At 73.1% G+C, this 17,233-nt stretch carries 16 protein-coding genes; 10 read left to right on the forward strand and 6 right to left on the reverse strand.

Annotated features, from left to right (window positions below):
* Positions 1–38: 38 nt before the first annotated feature.
* Positions 39–2,711, forward strand: a complete 2,673-nt coding sequence (locus tag ACFSKW_RS01790) for a DUF7824 domain-containing protein (protein ID WP_379568379.1) — start codon at positions 39–41, stop codon at positions 2,709–2,711.
* Positions 2,712–2,758: 47 nt separating this feature from the next.
* The gene (locus tag ACFSKW_RS01795; RefSeq protein ID WP_379568381.1) at positions 2,759–3,397 is read left to right on the forward strand and encodes a TetR/AcrR family transcriptional regulator; all 639 of its coding nucleotides are present in this window, start codon (positions 2,759–2,761) and stop codon (positions 3,395–3,397) included.
* A 67-nt stretch (positions 3,398–3,464) separates the two neighbouring features.
* Here the strand turns inward: ACFSKW_RS01795 and ACFSKW_RS01800 are convergent, their stop codons facing one another.
* A complete protein-coding gene (locus tag ACFSKW_RS01800) occupies positions 3,465–4,265 on the reverse strand; it encodes an HpcH/HpaI aldolase/citrate lyase family protein (RefSeq protein WP_379568383.1) in 801 nt (266 codons plus the stop codon).
* Entirely contained in the window at positions 4,262–5,449 is a 1,188-nt protein-coding gene (locus ACFSKW_RS01805) for a CaiB/BaiF CoA transferase family protein (protein ID WP_379568385.1), read from the reverse strand. The genes ACFSKW_RS01800 and ACFSKW_RS01805 overlap by 4 nt, the downstream gene beginning before the upstream one ends.
* A 20-nt stretch (positions 5,450–5,469) precedes the next feature.
* Here ACFSKW_RS01805 and ACFSKW_RS01810 point away from each other — a divergent pair, with 20 nt between their 5' ends.
* Positions 5,470–6,105 carry a GntR family transcriptional regulator gene (locus tag ACFSKW_RS01810; RefSeq protein WP_379568387.1) on the forward strand — a complete coding sequence of 212 codons (636 nt, stop codon included), beginning with the start codon at positions 5,470–5,472 and terminating at the stop codon, positions 6,103–6,105.
* Between the two features lie 43 nt (positions 6,106–6,148).
* Here ACFSKW_RS01810 and ACFSKW_RS01815 read toward each other — a convergent pair whose 3' ends face one another.
* Together ACFSKW_RS01815 and ACFSKW_RS01820 are read right to left on the reverse strand one after the other, a co-directional pair.
* The gene (locus ACFSKW_RS01815; protein WP_379568389.1) at positions 6,149–6,913 is read right to left on the reverse strand and encodes an inositol monophosphatase family protein; all 765 of its coding nucleotides are present in this window, start codon (positions 6,911–6,913) and stop codon (positions 6,149–6,151) included.
* Between the two features lie 3 nt (positions 6,914–6,916).
* Positions 6,917–8,230: a PucR family transcriptional regulator gene (locus tag ACFSKW_RS01820; protein ID WP_379568391.1), complete on the reverse strand. Its 1,314-nt coding sequence runs from the start codon at positions 8,228–8,230 to the stop codon at positions 6,917–6,919.
* A gap of 88 nt (positions 8,231–8,318) precedes the next feature.
* Between ACFSKW_RS01820 and ACFSKW_RS01825 the strand changes: the two genes are divergently transcribed.
* The 6 genes from ACFSKW_RS01825 (at position 8,319) to ACFSKW_RS01850 (ending at position 15,482) form a co-directional block, all read left to right on the forward strand.
* Positions 8,319–9,305, forward strand: coding sequence for a DUF917 domain-containing protein (locus ACFSKW_RS01825; protein WP_379568393.1), 987 nt, complete (start codon positions 8,319–8,321; stop codon positions 9,303–9,305).
* On the forward strand, positions 9,302–10,603 hold the full coding sequence (locus ACFSKW_RS01830) for a hydantoinase/oxoprolinase N-terminal domain-containing protein (RefSeq protein WP_379568395.1): 1,302 nt from the start codon (positions 9,302–9,304) through the stop codon (positions 10,601–10,603). Before ACFSKW_RS01825 ends, ACFSKW_RS01830 begins: the two co-directional genes overlap by 4 nt.
* A 39-nt stretch (positions 10,604–10,642) precedes the next feature.
* Entirely contained in the window at positions 10,643–11,956 is a 1,314-nt protein-coding gene (locus tag ACFSKW_RS01835) for a purine-cytosine permease family protein (protein WP_379568397.1), read from the forward strand.
* A gap of 14 nt (positions 11,957–11,970) precedes the next feature.
* On the forward strand, positions 11,971–13,488 hold the full coding sequence (locus ACFSKW_RS01840; protein WP_379568399.1) for a hydantoinase/oxoprolinase N-terminal domain-containing protein: 1,518 nt from the start codon (positions 11,971–11,973) through the stop codon (positions 13,486–13,488).
* A complete protein-coding gene (locus tag ACFSKW_RS01845; protein ID WP_379568401.1) occupies positions 13,481–14,539 on the forward strand; it encodes a DUF917 domain-containing protein in 1,059 nt (352 codons plus the stop codon). The genes ACFSKW_RS01840 and ACFSKW_RS01845 overlap by 8 nt, the downstream gene beginning before the upstream one ends.
* A gap of 202 nt (positions 14,540–14,741) precedes the next feature.
* On the forward strand, positions 14,742–15,482 hold the full coding sequence (locus tag ACFSKW_RS01850; protein WP_379568403.1) for a GntR family transcriptional regulator: 741 nt from the start codon (positions 14,742–14,744) through the stop codon (positions 15,480–15,482).
* Here the strand turns inward: ACFSKW_RS01850 and ACFSKW_RS01855 are convergent.
* On the reverse strand, positions 15,426–16,079 hold the full coding sequence (locus ACFSKW_RS01855) for a DedA family protein (RefSeq protein WP_379568405.1): 654 nt from the start codon (positions 16,077–16,079) through the stop codon (positions 15,426–15,428). The genes ACFSKW_RS01850 and ACFSKW_RS01855 overlap by 57 nt on opposite strands.
* Before the next feature lie 139 nt (positions 16,080–16,218).
* Here ACFSKW_RS01855 and ACFSKW_RS01860 point away from each other — a divergent pair, with 139 nt between their 5' ends.
* A complete protein-coding gene (locus ACFSKW_RS01860) occupies positions 16,219–16,611 on the forward strand; it encodes an NUDIX hydrolase (protein ID WP_379568407.1) in 393 nt (130 codons plus the stop codon).
* Here ACFSKW_RS01860 and ACFSKW_RS01865 read toward each other — a convergent pair.
* Positions 16,601–17,188: a TetR/AcrR family transcriptional regulator gene (locus ACFSKW_RS01865; RefSeq protein ID WP_379568409.1), complete on the reverse strand. Its 588-nt coding sequence runs from the start codon at positions 17,186–17,188 to the stop codon at positions 16,601–16,603. The genes ACFSKW_RS01860 and ACFSKW_RS01865 overlap by 11 nt on opposite strands.
* Positions 17,189–17,233 lie beyond the last annotated feature (45 nt).

A 17,233-nucleotide genomic window follows, 5' to 3' on the forward strand; every position in this document is an offset into this window, starting at 1 on the left:
GCTCAGGATTGTCGGCGGGCTGTCCTATGGTCCCGATCATGATGAACGCCTGGGATGAGGTCCGCGCGGCGATCGACGCCGAGGACGGCGACGCCGTCGCCACGCTGGTGGCGGGGTTCGACACGGAGCAGCGCCGACAGGTGGCGCGCGAGCTGCCCGGCTTCCTGCCGATCGCGCGCCAGGCCGGACAGGACAGGGACCGGGAGCGGGACCAGGAGCGCCAGGCCCGGTGGGCCGAGCTCCACGACCGTGCGGAGAGGATGGGCCGTTCGGTCTATTCCCTGGACGAGGCGCAGAACGTTCTCGGCACCGTGAGGGTCCGCGGTCGCTGGATCGAGCCCATGCGCGTCGCGGGGGCGGGCGTCATCTCGGGCGCCGCGGCCGCCGCCACCTGGCTCAACAGGCGCGACTTCGAGCGCGACTGGGAGCCGCCCGAGGCCGACGACGTCGCGCTGGTCGTCAGGGCCGTGGCGACCAGGCCGGCCGCCTGGCAGCAGGAGTTCGCGGTACGGCTGTCGCTGCGGCTGCGCGACACGCGTCCTCTGGCCGACCGGCGGGTAAGGCTGGCCCTGGAGCTGCTGCGCCGTACGGGTGCCGAGCCGCCGAAGCACGACCCGCTCACTCTCGCCTGGATCGCCGCGACCAGCACCGAGGACCTGGCAGGAGACCCGCTGCTGGACGCGATGGTGCCGAGGCTGTTCGAGGCCGAAGGCGTGGGCAGGCTCCTGCGCGACGACCGCGCATGGCCCGCCGCCCTCGTCACGCTGGCCGGCGAAGGCCGGATCGGCCGCGAGGCGCTGCTGGGCGGCTGCCGTACCCGGTTCCTGTGCGGTGGTCAGGCCGCCGACCAGAGATTCTTCGTACGCCTGCACGACATGCTCGAACCGGCCGCCGAGGAGGTCGCCCCGCACGCCGACGACTACCTGGCCTTATTGCCCTCCGCCCCGGCGAACGTCGGCGAGCTGGCGTTGAGACAGGTACACCGGCTGGGCCCGATGCCGCCCGCGCGAGCGGGCGAGGCGGTCGAGGGGCTGCTGTTCCGCGCCGAGGGCAAGCTGGTGCGGGCCGGACTCGCCTGGCTCGACCGGCTCATGAAGGATCCAGCGGGCGACCTGGACGCCTACGCGCCCGCGCTGGCCGCCGCGATGCTGTGCGCGTCGGGCGAGGCCCGGGAGCGCGCGGTGAAGCTGGCGGTCAGGCACGCGGCACGGTTCGGCCCGCTGGGCGCAGAGACGATCAGGGACGCCGTCGCGCTGCTGCCCGCCCGCCAGGGCGCGGAGCTGGCTGCGGTCTTCGGCGGTGCGGCGGCGGCCGGGCCCGAGCCGGTGCGGTTCGTTCCGTCGCAGCTCGGGAGCGTGCCCGAGCCGCCGCGGATGCCGCCGCCGGTGCGCGACCCCGGCACGCTGGCCCGGCTCAGACTCTCCGAGTTCGACTGGTTGAGCTCCGAGCTCTGGCTGGACGGTTTCGTCCGGCTGGCGGACCACCGTCGAGCCGGGCAGGAGCGAGCCCGGCTGGTCACCGCGCTGGCTCCGCTCGCCGCGGGCTGCGGGGACGACAGGTACGGATGGCGGCCGTGGTGGCACACGGCCGACTGGGCGGCGGCGATGGCCAGGGAACTGGCCGAGCCCGGCGCGGAGCGCAGCGCCGGCGTGGGCGGCCGTGCGACCGTCGCGGAGCGGGTTCCTGACATGGCGCACGGTCCCGCGGAGAAGATCATGCCCCTCGCCCGGTACGCCGAGGTGTACCAGGCGCAGGTGGAGGGCCGGCTGCCGCCGTACCTGCTGAGCACTCCGACGCGCCTCAACGGCCTGCTCGACCCGGACGTGCTGGTGGAGCGACTGGAAGGCTACGAGCGTGACGGCGTGGAGGCCCTGCCGCTGGACCTGCGGCAGGCGCTGCTGCGGCTCGGCCGTACCGTCACCGAGGAGGTCGCCTCGCGGGCGGCGGGCCTGACGGGGACGGCGGGGCGCAAGGTCGCCCGCTGGCTCACCGACCGGCCCGCCGAGCCGCGGGTCGTGCTGCGCTGGACGACCCACCAGGGCGACACCCGCATCACCTCCGAGTTCGTCTCGGGGGCCGAGTACCAGGAGGTGCTGGGCGACCTCCTCATCCCGCGCTTCCACGACGAGTCGTGCGAACGGCTGCTCGCCGTTCTCGCCGGGCACAGGGATCTGGCCGCCGCCAGAGCGGCCTGGACGCTGAGATCGTACTGGCCGCTGAACAAGCCCTCGCTCCAGGATCTCGACCTGCTGGTCACCGCAGACGGGCCGGCCGGGCCCGGCCTGGCGCTGCTGCTGGCCCACCATCTGATGGAGGGGCCCGACGGCGGGGCCGTACCGCCGCTGCTGCGCCTGGCCGCCACCGGGGCCCTTCCGGGCGAGGAGCTCGGCAGGCAACTGGCCGACCTGCTCAGGCGGAGCGAGAGCGGCCCGGCCGACGCGGTCGCCGCCCTCAGGACGGCCGCCGAACGGGGCGCGCACCGCGAGGTGTGGCAGGTGATGAGGGGCCTGCTGCCCGCCTGCCTGCCGGGCCCGGGCGAGCGGGCCACGACCGCGCACACCCGGCTGATGACCTTCGCGGCCGAGGTGGCCTCGTGGGCGGACGCCCGTGGCGAGCTGGCGGTGGTCGCGGAGTTCGCGGGCCGGACGCGCGGCAGCGAACTCGTCCGGCAGGCCCGCTTCCTGCACGAGCGTCTCACCGGCACGACCTGAGACGCCAATACAGAACGGAATTGTATGTTCCGTTATATGCTGGGGACATGACAGCTGCACCCTTGAGCGGCCGCCGCGCCCAGGCCGCACGCAACGACGAACTGATCCTCGAGGCGGCCAGAGCCGTCTTCACCGCCGACCCCGGCGCCCCGATCTCGGCCGTGGCCGAGCGCGCGGGCGTCGGGATCAGCGCGCTCTACCGGCGCTACGGCAGCAAGGAGGCGCTGCTGCAGAAGCTCTGCGGCGACGGGCTCAAGCTGTACATCGCCGCCTGCGAGAAGTCGCTGGCCATGGACGGCGACCCGTGGGAGGCGTTCGCGACGTACATGGTCGAGATCGTCGAGGCCGACAGCAGCTCGCTGACCATCGCGCTGGCCGGCACCTTCCATCCCACCGAGGAGCTCTACCGCGACTCGACCCGCGCCGCGGAGCTGGCCGTCGAGGTCCACCGCCGGGCGATCGAGGCGGAGGTGCTGCGGCCGGACATCACCGTGGCGGACATCTCGCTGCTGTTCGAGCAGCTCGCCTCGATCAAGCTGGGCGACGAGCCGCGCACGGTGGAGCTGCGTCACCGCTACCTCGCGCTGATGCTCGACTCCATGCGGATGCCGCCCGCCCACCGCCCGCTGCCAGGCCCGCCCCCTTCGGAGGCGGAGCTGGAGCAGCGCTGGGCTCCCCCCTCCTGAACACGGCGGCGGGTGCCCGCAGCGAGCCGACCGGCCGCCGGCGCGCTACCGCGAGCGCCGAATGCGCTCAGGGCGCGAGCCGATCGGCGAGGGCCAGGGTACGGCGTGCGCGGGCGAGCACCGGCGCGTCCACGAACCTGCCGTCGGGCAGCGCCACCGCGCCCACGTCACCGGCCCGCTCGGCGGCCTCGGCGATCTCCCTGGCCCTGGCCACCTCCTCGGGCGTGGGTGTGAACGCCTCGCGGATCACCGGCAGCTGCCTGGGATGGATGGCCGCCCTTCCGAACAGCCCGAGCCCCCTGCCCCGCCTGGTGGAGGCCAGCAGCCCTGCCTCGTCGCCGATGTCGGCGTACACCGACATCGGCACGGGCGGCAGCCCCGCGGCGGCCGCGGCCAGCACCACCTGCAGCCGCAGGTGGTCGAGGGCCGCCTCGTCGGTGATGGACAGCTCGGCCGTCAGGTCCTGCTCCCCCAGCGCCACCCCGGCCACCCTGGGATGGGCGGCGATGGCGGCCGCGTTCACCACCCCCGCCGCCGATTCCAGCAGCGCGTGGATCGGCACGTCGAGGTCCACCAGGTCCAGCGTCGCGACCGACTCGACCTTGGGCACCCGCAGCGCGGCCGGCGGCGAGCCGGCCAGCGCCCGCAGGTCGCGGCGGCCCGCCTCCGTGGCGGGGTCGTTGACGCGCACGTGCACGGCGGCCCGTCCCGCGCCCAGGTAGTCGACGACGTTCCGCCTGGCCTCGTCCTTGCGGGCCGGCGCGACCGCGTCCTCCAGATCGACGATGACCACGTCGGCGCCCGACGCCACGGCCTTGTCGAACCGCTCGGGCCTGTCTCCGGGCACGTACAGCCAGGTCAGTGTCATGCGACCACCCCGTTCCCGCGCAGTTCGTCGATCTCCTCCTGCGTGTAGGCGAGCTCGCCGAGCACCTCGTCGGTGTCGCTGCCGAGGCTGCGGCCCGTCCAGCGCACCTCGCCGGGGGTCTCCGACAGCCGGAACAGCACGTTCTGGACGGTGATCGGGCCGAGTTCCTCGTCGGGCAGCTCGACGAAGGTGTCCAGCGCCGCGTACTGCGGGTCCTCGGCGATGTCGCGCACGTCGTAGATCGGGGCGATCGCGGCCTGCGCCTCCTCGAAACGGGCGACGACCTCCTTGGCGTCGCGTTCGGCGATCCAGGCGCCGACCGCCTCGTCCAGCTCCTCGACGTGCTCGACCCGGCCCGCCCCGCTGGCGAACCACGGCTGGGCGACCAGGTCGGCCCGTCCCACGAGGGTGACCACGCGCTCGGCGATGGTCTGCGCGCTGGTGGAGACGGCCAGCCAGCGGCCGTCCCTGGTGCGGTAGGTGTTGCGCGGCGCGTTGCTGCTGGAGCGGTTGCCCGTGCGCCGGGGGACCACGCCGAGCGCCTTGTAGGCGGTCATCTGCGGGCCGAGCAGCCCCAGGATCGGCTCGATGATCGCCATGTCGACGACCTGGCCGCGCCCCGTCCGCTCGCGGGCGTGCAGGGCGACCATCACGGCGTAGGACATGGCCAGGCCCGCGATGCCGTCGGCGAGTGCGAGCGGGGGCAGTGTCGGCGGCCCGTCGGGCTGGCCGGTCATCGCGGCGAACCCGCTCATCGCCTCGGCCAGCGTGCCGAACCCCGGCTGTGCCGCCATCGGCCCGAACTGCCCGAACCCCGTCATCCGCGCCACGATCAGGCGCGGGTTGAGCTCCATGAGGTCTTCGGGCGCCAGCCCCCAGCGTTCGAGTGTGCCGGGGCGGAAGTTCTCCACCAGCACGTCGGAACGGCGTACGAGGCGGCGCAGGATCTCCTGCCCCTCCCGCCTCGACAGGTCCACGGCCGCGGCGCGCTTGTTGCGCGACAGCGACTTCCACCACAGGCCGACGCCGTCCTTGGCCGCGCCGTGCCCTCGGGAGGGGTCGCCGCGGCGCGGATGCTCGATCTTGATGACGTCGGCGCCGAAGTCGCCCAGCATCATCGCGGCGGAGGGCCCCGCGAACAGCGTCGCGGCGTCGATCACCCGGATATCGGCAAGACTGCTCATAATCCTATATCTTATAAGTTATGCGACCGCCGTTGAGCAAAGCGGACTACGTCTACGAGGCGCTGCTGGAGGAGATCCGCACCGGGCAGATTCCCGGCGGCACCCCCCTGCGCGCCGCCGCCGTCGCCACCAGGCTCGGCGTGTCGGTCACTCCCGTCCGTGAGGCACTGCGCCGCCTCGAGAAGGACCGGCTGATCAGCTACGAGGCGCATCACGGGGCGACCGTGGTCGACCTCGGCGACGAGGCGCTGGAGGAGTTCTACGGGGTGCGAGCCGTCGTCGAGGGCCTGGGCGCGCGGCTGGCGGCCGCCCGCATCGGCGCGGCGGAACTCGACGGGCTCAGGCGGCTGCACGAGTCGATGGTGGCGGACGCGGCGCAGGGAAGGCACGACCTGTTGGGCGGCAAGTCAGAGGAGTTCCACCTGCGGATCGCCGACATCGGCGGCCCCGCCTTCCTCGGCCGGCAGGCCAGAGCGGTCAGGGCCAGCTTCCCCGTCCCGCCTGGGGCGTCGCTGTGGCTGGACGTCGAGCTGGCAGGACGGCAACTCGACGCGCACGAACGGATCCTGCGGGCGCTGGAGACCGGCGACGGCGAGACGGCGGAACAGATCATGATCGAGCACGTCCGGGCAGGCGCCGCCCACCGCAGGGGCTGACCCCTGGATCCGGGGCCGCACCCGCCGGAGGCTCAGGGACCGGTCAGCGGGCCACGTCGGCCAGGGCCGAGGCGGCCAGGTCGAAGCCGCCCACATGGGCCAGGTAGTCGCCGGGGACCAGCGGATCGCCGAGATAGACGCCGCCCGCCTGCCGTACCAGCAGCGCGCCGGCGGCCACGTCCCACGGGTGCGACAGCCGCCCGTAGGCCACGTCCGCCCAGCCGCCCGAGACGTGCGCCAGTTTGAGCGCCGCGCTGCCCAAGCGTCTCACCGCGGCGAAGGAGCCGATCACCCTGGCATAGCGGTCCAGCGCCGCCTGCCCGTGCTGGTCCAGGTCACGGGGGGTGGGATAGCTGCTCAGCAGCATCGCCTCACGGTCGCGCGCGGCGCCCCTGGAGCGCAGCGGGGTCCCGTTGCACCAGGCGCCCTCGGTGGAGGCGGTGAACTCGTCCTCCCGCACCGGGTCGTAGACGACGCCTGCGACCAGCTCACCGTCCACCGCCGCGGCGATCGACACGCAGAAGAACGGGATGCCTGCGGCGAAGTTGGCGGTGCCGTCGATCGGGTCGACGTACCAGGTCACCTCGCCGGATCCGGTGGTGCCGCCCTCCTCCCCCACGATCACGCTCTCGGGGCGGTGCGAGAGGATCACCTCGCGGATCGTCTCCTCGGCGGCGCGATCGTGCTCGGTCACCGGGTCGTGGAAGTCACGCTTGGTGTCGACGGGCGGGCGGGAGCGGAACGCCTTGCGCAGCGGCCCTCCCACCGCTCTTGCGGCTTCCGAGGCGATGTCCAGTAGTTCCGTCATGTCTCATATCCTTGCCGCTCTGCACGCCAACTGCAGCGCCAGGCGCTGTTGGGGGTCGTCCAGGTCGGCCTGCAGGAGCGTCTCGATGCGCTTGATGTTCCTGCTCACGGCATTGCGGTGCATGCGCACCTCCTCGGCGGCCTTCGCAGGCGAGCCGTGATGGTCGAGATATGCCCGCAGGATGTCCAGCAGCAAACCCGCCCTCTTCTGTCGCAGTATCGGCTGCAGCAGCTCCCGCACCGCCTGCTGGGCGGCGTCGGAGGAGTACCACTCCTCCAGCATGCGGTCCAGGCCCGCCAGGTCGTAGGTGGCCAGCGCGGTGGAGCCGCGGCGCAGCGCCGTACGGGCCTCAGACGCCGAGGTGCGCAGCCCGAGCACGCCCTGGTGGGCGGTGCTGACGCCGCAGCGCAGCTCGACGCCGGCCGGCCGTACCCGCTCGAGGAGCCGCGCGGCGTCGGCGACGGCCGCGCGCAGGCCCGCCCGTCCCTGGTCGCGGGGCGAGGTGCGGACCACGATCAGCGCTCCGTCGGCCATCGCGACGCTCCACTCGGGCCCCACCAGCTCCCGCACCACCCTGCCCGCCCGCGCCGCGACGGTGTCCAGCAGCGCGTACGGCTCGGGCCCCTCCACGCGCAGCACCACGTGCCAGCCGTCGACGGGCAGGCCGAGCGTCCTCGCTCGGGGTGCGAGCTCCTGCGCCTGCTTCTCAGGGGCGATCAGCAGCTCGGTCAGCACCTGCGCGCGCGAGCGGGCGGGCGCCTCCTCCGTGGGACCCGCCGCGGCCGCGAGCTCGGCCAGCCGCAGCACGATCCTGGTCGCCCGCCCGAGATGGTCGTCCCTGTCGGGCGCGGAGAAGTCTGCGCCCACCTCGACGCCGAGCGCGGCCCCCGCCTCCTGGGCCATCCGCGAGGGCACGCCGCCGGCGCCGAGCACGCCGCGCACCGCCTTCTCGGCCCTGACCAGCGCGTCCGAGGCGTCCCCCGCGATCGCCCCGTTGATCGCCACCACGAGTTCGGCCAGATCGCCGTCCGCCGCGAGCAGCGCGACCCCGGCGCGTTCGGCCAGCGCGGCGGCGCCGCGCCCCACCTCGGCCTCCGCCGTCAGCACCAGCGCCGCCGCCTCCGCGGCGCCCGCGTCCCGCAGCGCCACCTCCAGGCGGTAACCGGCGGCCTCGAGGGAGGCGGCCGCGGTCAGCACCAGCACCGAGCCGCGCGGCTGTGACACGACCCGCCGCAGGTCCTCCACCAGCCGCACCCCGGTCGCGGGGCGCGGCGTCAGCGGGCCCGCCAGATGCCGCAGGTCATCCACCCAGTACATCCACGAAGTGTGCCACGGGCACACTGATCCCCCAAAGAGGGTCTCTCGGCACATCAACACTGACCTGCGACTTCCTACTGTGGGAGGCATGGACATCGACACCGGGTCCCTGCCCGCCTACGCCAGGGGATGCGCCGTCCTCGGCTCCGGCGGCGGCGGCCCCGTGACGATCACCAGGTCCGCCGCCCTCCAGGCGCTGTCCGACCACGGGCCCGTCCGCGTCGTCCAGCCCCGCGACCTCGACCCCGACCTGCTGGTGATGCCGGTCGGCAGCGCGGGCTCGTCCGCGGTGATGGCCGAACGCGTCGGCGGCGCCGACGAGCCCCTTTACCTGCGCCGGAAGGTCGAGCAGCTGTACGGCACGCCCGTCGGCGCGGTACTCGCCAGCGAGATCGGCGGCGCGAACGGCTGCCTGGCGGTGGCCTGGGCCGCCCGCCTCGGCCTGCCCCTCGTCGACGCCGACGGCATGAGCCGCGCCTTCCCCCGCATGGACCAGACCGTCATGCAGTTGCGCGGCATCTCCCCCACCCCCGCCGTGCTCTGCGACGGCCGCGGCAGGACCGTGGTCATCGACCACGTGGACGGACGCTGGCTGGAACGGCTGGTGCGCGCCGCGCTCGAACCGTTCGGCGGCCAGGTGGCGACCACCGAGTACGTCATGCGCGGCCGCCAGGTCGCCGCCGCCACCGCGCTCGGCTCGGTCACACGCGCGCTGCGGCTCGGCTCCGAGCCGCCCGCGCCCCTCGTCTCGGGGAAGGTCGCCGAGACCGGCTCGATCGTCATCGAGGGCCTCGGACCCGACCTGGGCCGTCTGGTCCGGATCGAGGCGGGCACCGAGTTCCTGGCCGTCCTGGAGGACGGCGCGCCGCTGGCCGTGGTGCCCGACGTGATCGCGCTGCTCGACGCCCGCACCGGTGAGGTCGTCGACGCCGAGCACGTCAGGTACGGCCTGCGGGTTGACGTGGTCCGCGTGCCCTGCGACCCGGTCTGGCACACCGAGGAGGGCCTGCGCATGGCCGGCCCGGAGGCCTTCGGCCTCAACGGTCTGCCCGCGCCCACCGAGGTGAGGTCGTGAAGGCCGGGGTCGACGTCGGGCCCACCAACACCGACGCCGCCCTGCTCGACGACGCGGGCGCGGTGCTGTCCACCGTCAAGGTCGCCTCCGTCCCCGGCGACCCGGTGGCCAGCGTCACCGCCGCCCTGGCCCGTCTCGCCGCCCCTCCACCGGCCCAGGTGGCCGTCGGCCTGCACGGGGCGGCCGCGGCGGTCGACGGCAGGCGCGGCCTGTGCAGGGTCGCGGTGTTGCGCGTCGGCGGTCACGAGGCGGAGGCGGTCAGGCCGCTGTTCGGCTGGCCCGACGACCTGCGGCGCGCCGTCGACGCCGGCAGCGCCATCGTGGACGGCGGCGGCGGGCTCGACCGCGAGGACTGGACCCCGCTCGACAGGGACGCCGTCGCCCGCTTCGCCGCTTCCGTCGCCTCCACCGCGCAGGCGGTCGCCATCACCGGCCTGTTCTCGCCCCTTGACGGCGAGCAGGAGCAGGAGGCGGCCGAGATCGTCCGCGCGGAGCTCGGCGACCTGCCGATCGCGCTGTCGGCCGATCTCGGCACGCTCGGACTGCTCGAACGCGAGAACGCCACCGTCCTCGACGCCGCTCTGTCCGGGTTCGCCACCGGCGTGGCCGAACGCCTGGCGGCCGCGCTGGCCCCGGTGACCGCCGTCCACGTCACGCGCGGCGACGGCACCCTCATGAGCCTGGAGCACCTGGCCAGGCACCCCGGCCTGAGCCTCGGCAGCGGCCCCGCCAGCATGCTGCGCGGCGCGGGCGTGCTGACCGGGCTCGGGGACGCCGTCGTCGCCGACGTCGGGGCCCGCAGGATCAGGGTCGGGGTGCTGGCGGGCGGCTTCCCCGAGGAGGCCGTCAGCGGCGCCCGCATCGGCGGCGTGCCCGTCGGCCTGCGCATCCCCGAGCTGATCAGGGTGGCCAGGCCCTTCGAGCCGGCCGAGCTGGCCGAGGCCGTCGACCGGATGCAGCCGGGCGCCGGACGGCTGCCCCTGGTGGTCGTGGGCGGCGGGGCGCATGCCGTACCGGATGGGCTGCACCCCGAGCACGCGACCACGGCCGGCGCGATCGGCGCGGCCACCAGCCCCGTCGGCGGGCAGTACGAGCGCGTCGTGCGCCTGCCCGACCGCGCGGATCTGCCCGCGGCGATGGAGGCGGTGGTCGAGCAGGCCAGGGCCAGCGCCGTCCGCGCCGGAGCCGACCCCCTGCACGTGCGGATCCTCGAGGCCGCCGACACCCCGCTGGGATACCTGCCCGGCCCCTTCGTACGGCTGCGCGCCAGGGCCGCGGGCCCGCCCGCGCGGCTGTGACCACCCCCCTGTGAAAGCCCCCGTGAAAGGCATGTCTCCATGGCGACAACGACAACGGATGAGGACTACCCGCTGGAGCGGGTGCCGCCGAGCGCCCGCTACCCCTGGTTCAACGTGGCGGTGCAGCGTTTCGGCCAGCTGTCGGACCTGACCCAGTTCCTGCTCGGCGCCACGCTCGGCGCGGGCCTGTCGTTCTGGGGCGCGTTCTGGGCGTTCACGCTCGGCTCGGTGATCCTGGAGATCGTCTGCATCTTCGTGGGCATCGCCGGCATGCGCGAGGGCCTGTCGACCTCGGTGCTGGCCAGGTGGACCGGTTTCGGCCGCTACGGCTCGACGCTGATCGGCGTCATCATCACCCTCAGCCTGTTCGGCTGGTTCGGCGTGCAGACCGCGGTCTTCGCGGCCGGCCTGCACTCGATCATGAGCTGGCTCCCGCTGTGGGCCTGGTCGCTGATCGCGGGCCTCGGCGTGACCGCGCTGGTCATCCGCGGATTCAAGGCCATGGGCATGACCGCCTTCATCACCGTGCCCGCCTTCCTCGGCCTGGCCGGATGGGCGATGTGGGTGGAGATCTCCCGCCATGACCTGGGCGCCCTCGTCGCGTCGCCGCCGTTCGGGGAGCCCATCTCGATCGCCACCGGCGCCACGATCGTGGCCGGCTCCTACATCGTGGGCGCGGTCACCACGCCCGACATGACGCGCTTCAACCGCAATACTGGCGATGTGATCAAGCAGACGCTGGTGGGCATCTCGCTCGGGGAGTACGTGCTCGGCCTGGCCGGCGTGCTGCTGGCCTACGCGGTGAAGTCCTCCGACGTCATCGCCATCATCACCGCCTCCTCCGGCGTGATCGGCGTCATCGTGCTGATCTCCGCCACCGTGAAGATCAACAACTGGAACCTGTACTCCTCGGCGCTCGGCCTGCTCAACGCCGTCGAGTCCACGATCGGCCTGAAGCTGAACAGGGTCGCCGTGACCGTCGGCATCGGCGTGCTCGGCAGCGTCCTGGCCGCGATGGGCATCCTGGAGCGCTTCACCGACTTCCTGCTCATCCTCGGCGTCATCACCCCGCCGATCGCGGGGATCATGGTGGCCGAGTACTTCGTGGTCAAGCGCTGGCGGCCCGCCCTCGAGTCCTCACGCGAAGAGGGCAGGCTGCCGGAGACCGAGCCGACCTGGGTGCCGGCGACGCTGGTCATCTGGGCGGCGGCGGCGCTGGTCGGCTGGCTGAGCGAGCATCACCAGTGGATCGGCATCCCCGCGCTCAACTCCCTCCTGCTGGCCGGCCTGGCCTACATCGTCGCGGGCAAGCTCGGCCTGGTCCGAGGGACCCGCGAACTCCTCACCGTCTGAAGGAACCCACCTACATGCGCATCGGCATCGACGTCGGCGGCACCAACACCGACGCAGCCCTCATCGGAGACGGCGGCGACGTGCTGGCCACCGTCAAGTCCCCCACCACGGAGGACGTGACCAGCGGCGTCGCCGCGGCCCTCGCGGGCCTCGGCGCCACCCGGGTGTCCGCGGTCATGATCGGCACGACCCACTTCGTCAACGCGCTCGTCGAGGCGGCCCGCCTGGAGCCGGTGGCCGCCGTACGGCTCGGCCTGCCCGCCACGGCGGCGCTGCCGCCCATGGTCGACTGGCCGCAGCGCCTGCGCAAGGTCGTCGAGGGCGCCGTCCACCTGTGCCACGGCGGCCACGAGTACGACGGCACCCCCATCGCCGACCTCGACCCCGGCGAGCTGCGGCAGGTCGCCGCCGACATCAGGCGCAAGGGCCTGCGCACGGTCGCGATCTCGTCGGTCTTCTCCCCCGTCAGCGACTCCTCCGAGAGGCGCGCCGCCGACATCCTGGCCGCCGAGCTGGGCCCCGAGGTGCACATCTCGCTGTCCAGCGAGATCGGCCGCGTGGGCATGCTGGCCAGGGAGAACGCCACGATCGTCAACGCCGCGCTGCGCCCCCTCGCCGAGCGCACCGTGGCCGCCTTCGGCCAGGCGCTGGAGGTGGCGGGCATCGACGCGCCGCTGTTCCTGTCGCAGAACGACGGCACGCTCATGGACGTCTCCAGGGCGCTGCGCTACCCGGTGGCGACCTTCGCCTCGGGTCCCACGAACTCGATGCGCGGCGCCGCCTACCTGTCGGGGCTGACCGACTGCGCGGTCGTCGACATCGGCGGGACCACCACCGACGTGGGCATCCTGGTCGGCGGCTTCCCCCGCGAAGCCTCAGGTGAGGCGATGGTCGGCGAGGTGCGGACGAACTTCCGCATCCCCGACGTGCTGTCGATCGGCATCGGCGGCGGCTCCCTCGTGGCGGACGACGGCTCCGTCGGGCCGCGCAGCGTCGGCTACCGGTTGCCGGAGGAGGCGCTGGTGTTCGGCGGCGGCACGCTGACCGCCACCGACCTGGCCGTGGCCGCAGGATACGCCGCCATCGGCGACCCCGCGCTCGTCGCGGGCGTCGATCCGTCCCGGTCGCTGAAGCTCATCGCCGACCGGGTGGCCGACGCCGTCGACAGGATGCGCACCACGCCCGACCCGCTGCCGGTGGTGCTGGTGGGCGGCGGCAGCGTCCTGGTCTCCGACCTGCCGGGCTTCGACGACGTGCGCAGACCCGACCACTTCGCCGTGGCCAACGCCGTCGGCGCCGCCATCGCCCAGGTCGGCGGAGAGGTGGACAAGGTCTACTCCGGCCCGCGCGAGACCGTCCTGCGGGAGGCGAAGACCGAGGCCGTGACCCGCGCCGAGCGGGCCGGCGCCCGCGCCGGCAGCGTGCGCATCGCCGAGGTGGAGGAGGTCCCGCTGGCCTACCTGCCCGGCGACGCGACCCGCATCAGGGTGAAGGCGGTCGGCGACCTGGACTTGGAGAAGATCAATGCGTGAGATCGGCGTCGAGCAGCTGGACGACATGGCCAGGGGCGCGGGCATCCTCGGCACCGGCGGCGGCGGCGACCCCTACGTCGGCAAGCTGCTGGCGAGGGAGGCGATCAGGCGTCACGGCCCGGTGAAGCTCTACGACATCGCCGAGGTCCCCGCCGACGCGACCGTCGTCCCCGTCTCCGGCATGGGCGCGCCCACCGTGCTGCTGGAGAAGCTGCCGGCGGGCACCGAGGAGCTGGCCGCGCTGCGCGCCCTCGAGGCCGTCATCGGCCGCCGCGCCACCCACATCGTGCCGATCGAGGTCGGCGGCGTGAACTCGATGATCCCCATCGCCGCCGCCGCGCAGGCGGGGCTGCCGCTGGTCGACGGCGACGCCATGGGCCGCGCCTTCCCTGAGGCCCAGATGGTGCTGCCCACCCTGATCGGCGTGTCGAACACGCCCATGGCCATCGCCGACGACAAGGGCAACACGCTGGTGCTCGACGCCGTCTCCAACCACTGGGCCGAACGCATCGCGCGCGCCGCCTGCGTCCAGATGGGCTGCCAGGTCTCCTGCGCGGACACCGTGCTGCGCGGCGACCAGCTCGCCGACGGTCTGGTCCCCGCCACGCTGACGCTGGCGGAGGATCTCGGGCGGGCCGTACGGCGGGCACGCGCCGCCCACGCCGACCCGGTCGCCGCGGCGACGTCCGTGCTCGGCGGCGTCACCCTGTTCACCGGAAAGGTCGTGGACGTCGAGCGGCGCACCACCGGCGGGTTCGCCCGCGGCAAGGCGCTGCTGGCCGGCGAGGGGAGCTTCGAGCTGAGCTTCCAGAACGAGCACCTGCTCGCCCGCAGGGACGGCGCGATCGTGGCGACCACGCCCGACCTGATCTGCGTGCTCGACACCGACACCGGCGAGCCGGTGACCACCGAGGCGATGCGGTACGGCCTTCGCGTCACCGTGATCGGCGCGCCCTGCGACCCGCGGTGGGTGACGCCTGCAGGGCTCGAGCTGGCCGGGCCCCGCTACTTCGGCTACGACTGCGACCACCGGCCTCTTCCTGCCGCCTGACCCCCGGCTCCTGGCTGCCACCCGGAGCCCGCCTCCGGCTCCGGGACCGCGACCCGGGGCCCTCCCCGAGGCCGGGGCCGTGTGCGATCCCCTTCGCCACGCGACCCCGGCCCGCTCCTCGGACCGGCAGGCCCCTCACCCGCACCTGTGCAACGTCGATGAAATATTTGTCAGGACATTCTGACCTCGCTAACCTGATCACATGACCGCGAACCTGGCGATCGACCTGGACCGCTCCAGTCCCGTCCCCCTGTACTTCCAGGTAGCCGAGCAGATCGCCGAGGCCATCAGGCGTGGCGACCTCGCCCCCGGCTCCCGGCTCGACAACGAGATCCTCCTCGCCGACCGGCTGGGCCTGTCCAGGCCGACGATCCGCCAGGCCATCCAGTACCTCGTCGACAAGGGCCTGCTGGTCCGCAAGCGCGGTGTCGGCACCCAGGTCGTCCACGGCCAGGTCAAGCGCTCGGTCGAGCTGACCAGCCTCTACGACGATCTGCGCCGGGCCGGCCAGGAGCCCGCCACCCAGGTCCTCGCCCTCGAACCGCGGCCCGTGGACGAGCAGGTCGCCCAGGTTCTCGGCCTGTCCCCCGGCGAGGAGGCCCTCTATCTCGAACGGCTCCGCTTCGCCTCCGGCGAGCCGCTGGCGTTGCTGCACAACTGGCTGCCCGTCGGCCTGGCCCCGCTCACCTCCGAAGGCCTGCAGGGGCGCGGCCTGTACGAGCTGCTGCGCGCCGCGGGGGTCCGCATGCGCGTCGCCAACCAGCGCATCGGCGCCCGGGCCGCCTCCGCCACCGAGGCCAAGCTGCTCGACGAGCGCAGGGGCGCGCCGCTGCTGACCATGATCCGCACCACCTACGACGACCAGGGCAAGGCCGTCGAGCACGGCTCACACGTCTACCGGGCTTCCCACTACTCCCTCGAGGTCACGCTCATCGAGCGCTGAGGCCCGGCCGGCCTTCCTCTTGACGTACCAGGTGGTGCCGATCCCGAACAGCACGGCGGCGGCCAGGCCCACCCACGAGAACCCCTTCAGCCACTTCTCGGCGACGATCCCCAGGTAGTAGATCACCGCCGTGGTGCCGCCCGCCCAGACGACGCCGCCCAGCACGTTCGCGACCAGGAACTTCCAGTACGGCATGCGCAGGGCCCCCGCCAGCGGCCCTGCCAGGATCCGCAGGAGGGCGATGAACCGCCCGAAGAACACCGTCCACATCCCGTAGCGGTGGAAGTAGTGCTCGGCCTTGGCGATGTGGCTCGGGCCGAAATGCTTGGGGAAACGCCTGCCGAGCCGGTCGAAGAGCGGTTTGCCGCCCCGGCGGCCGATGCCGTACCCGATCGAGTCGCCGACGATCGCGCCCACGCTCGCGCACACGCCCACCCAGACGGGGCTGACCACTCCCTTGGCCGAGAGCAGGGCGGAGCTGACCAGAACGATCTCGCCGGGGAGCGGGATGCCCAGGCTCTCCACGCCGATCACGAGGCCGACCAGCGCACAGATCCACAGCGGCGGGATCGCCTGCAGCCACTCGTCGATATGCATCCGGCCACCTTAGTCAGTCGGCACGACCGGTTCGAGGCCGTGAGCGTTCACGGATGGCCGCCGAACAGGAGGAGCTACCCTGTGAAAGGGCCTGTTTCGGGCTGACGACCTGCGGCAATCGTCGAGAAGGGAGAAGCTGATGATCGACAAGGTCGCATGGGTGCTCCTGGAGGACGGCAAGCTGCTGGGCACCCGTTCCCACGGCAAGGAAGCCTTCTACCTTCCCGGTGGCAAGCGCGAGCCGGGCGAGAGCGACACCGACGCCCTCCTGCGCGAGATCGCCGAGGAGCTGACCGTCGAGCTCGTGCCGGGCACGTTCCACAACGTGGGCACGTATGAGGCGCCCGCCCACGACAGGGCCGGCGTCACGGTGCGCATGACCTGCTACACCGCCGACTACAAGGGCACGCTCCGGCCCAGCGCCGAGATCGCGGAGATCGCCTGGCTCACCCACGCCGACCGCGACCGCGTCTCCGCCGCCAACCGCCTCGTCCTCGACACCCTGCACACCCAGGGGCTGCTCATCCCCTGACCGTCAGCAGCGCGCCCGAGATCAGCATGCCCAGCGTGCCGAGCACCTCCTCGGGGTCGATGCGGTCGGGCGCCAGAAGCCACTGCTGGTGGATGCCGATGACGGCGCCCACGATCGTGACGGCGACCGCCTCGGCGCACACGCCGGGAGGCAGCGGGAGGTGCTCCAGCCATCTCCTGCACTGCTCGCGCAGCGTGTCGTGGATCTGGACGTACCGGCCGCGGATGGGCGAGTCAGGCTCCAGTGCCTCCACCAGGAGCGTGACGAAGAGCTTGGAGGTGGGTTGCCTGAGCAGGGCCTCGACCCCTTCCATCAGGTGGTCGAGCTCCGCCGCGCCCCGCTCGAGGTGCCCGGCGTAACCGGACCTGATCAGGTCCACCGAGCGTTCGAGCACGGCCAGCAGCAGGCCCTCCTTGCTGCCGAAGTGCCACGGGATGGATCCCCTGCTGATCCCCGACCGCTCGGCCACGTCGGCGAACGTCGTCTGCCGGTAGCCCTTCTGCGCGAACAGCTCGGCCGCCGCGGCAAGGATCAGCTCGCGGCTCTCCTGACTGGTCTGCTCTCGTCGCGTTGTCACGCCACCTCCTCCTGTGCTAGCAATCATATTCTATGCTGGCCAACA

It is taken from the genome of Nonomuraea mangrovi (assembly GCF_042681425.1).
In the GTDB taxonomy this organism is placed as follows: domain Bacteria; phylum Actinomycetota; class Actinomycetes; order Streptosporangiales; family Streptosporangiaceae; genus Nonomuraea; species Nonomuraea mangrovi.

Excerpts from the sequence above, each read along its gene's own strand:
- ACFSKW_RS01790 (WP_379568379.1), top strand. The coding sequence starts at position 39 with ATGATGAACGCCTGGGATGAGGTCCGCGCGGCGATCGACGCCGAGGAC.
- ACFSKW_RS01795 (WP_379568381.1), top strand. The coding sequence starts at position 2,759 with ATGACAGCTGCACCCTTGAGCGGCCGCCGCGCCCAGGCCGCACGCAAC.
- ACFSKW_RS01800 (WP_379568383.1), bottom strand. The coding sequence starts at position 4,265 with ATGACACTGACCTGGCTGTACGTGCCCGGAGACAGGCCCGAGCGGTTC.
- ACFSKW_RS01805 (WP_379568385.1), bottom strand. The coding sequence starts at position 5,449 with ATGAGCAGTCTTGCCGATATCCGGGTGATCGACGCCGCGACGCTGTTC.
- ACFSKW_RS01810 (WP_379568387.1), top strand. The coding sequence starts at position 5,470 with ATGCGACCGCCGTTGAGCAAAGCGGACTACGTCTACGAGGCGCTGCTG.
- ACFSKW_RS01815 (WP_379568389.1), bottom strand. The coding sequence starts at position 6,913 with ATGACGGAACTACTGGACATCGCCTCGGAAGCCGCAAGAGCGGTGGGA.
- ACFSKW_RS01820 (WP_379568391.1), bottom strand. The coding sequence starts at position 8,230 with ATGTACTGGGTGGATGACCTGCGGCATCTGGCGGGCCCGCTGACGCCG.
- ACFSKW_RS01825 (WP_379568393.1), top strand. The coding sequence starts at position 8,319 with ATGGACATCGACACCGGGTCCCTGCCCGCCTACGCCAGGGGATGCGCC.
- ACFSKW_RS01835 (WP_379568397.1), top strand. The coding sequence starts at position 10,643 with ATGGCGACAACGACAACGGATGAGGACTACCCGCTGGAGCGGGTGCCG.
- ACFSKW_RS01840 (WP_379568399.1), top strand. The coding sequence starts at position 11,971 with ATGCGCATCGGCATCGACGTCGGCGGCACCAACACCGACGCAGCCCTC.
- ACFSKW_RS01845 (WP_379568401.1), top strand. The coding sequence starts at position 13,481 with ATGCGTGAGATCGGCGTCGAGCAGCTGGACGACATGGCCAGGGGCGCG.
- ACFSKW_RS01850 (WP_379568403.1), top strand. The coding sequence starts at position 14,742 with ATGACCGCGAACCTGGCGATCGACCTGGACCGCTCCAGTCCCGTCCCC.
- ACFSKW_RS01855 (WP_379568405.1), bottom strand. The coding sequence starts at position 16,079 with ATGCATATCGACGAGTGGCTGCAGGCGATCCCGCCGCTGTGGATCTGT.
- ACFSKW_RS01860 (WP_379568407.1), top strand. The coding sequence starts at position 16,219 with ATGATCGACAAGGTCGCATGGGTGCTCCTGGAGGACGGCAAGCTGCTG.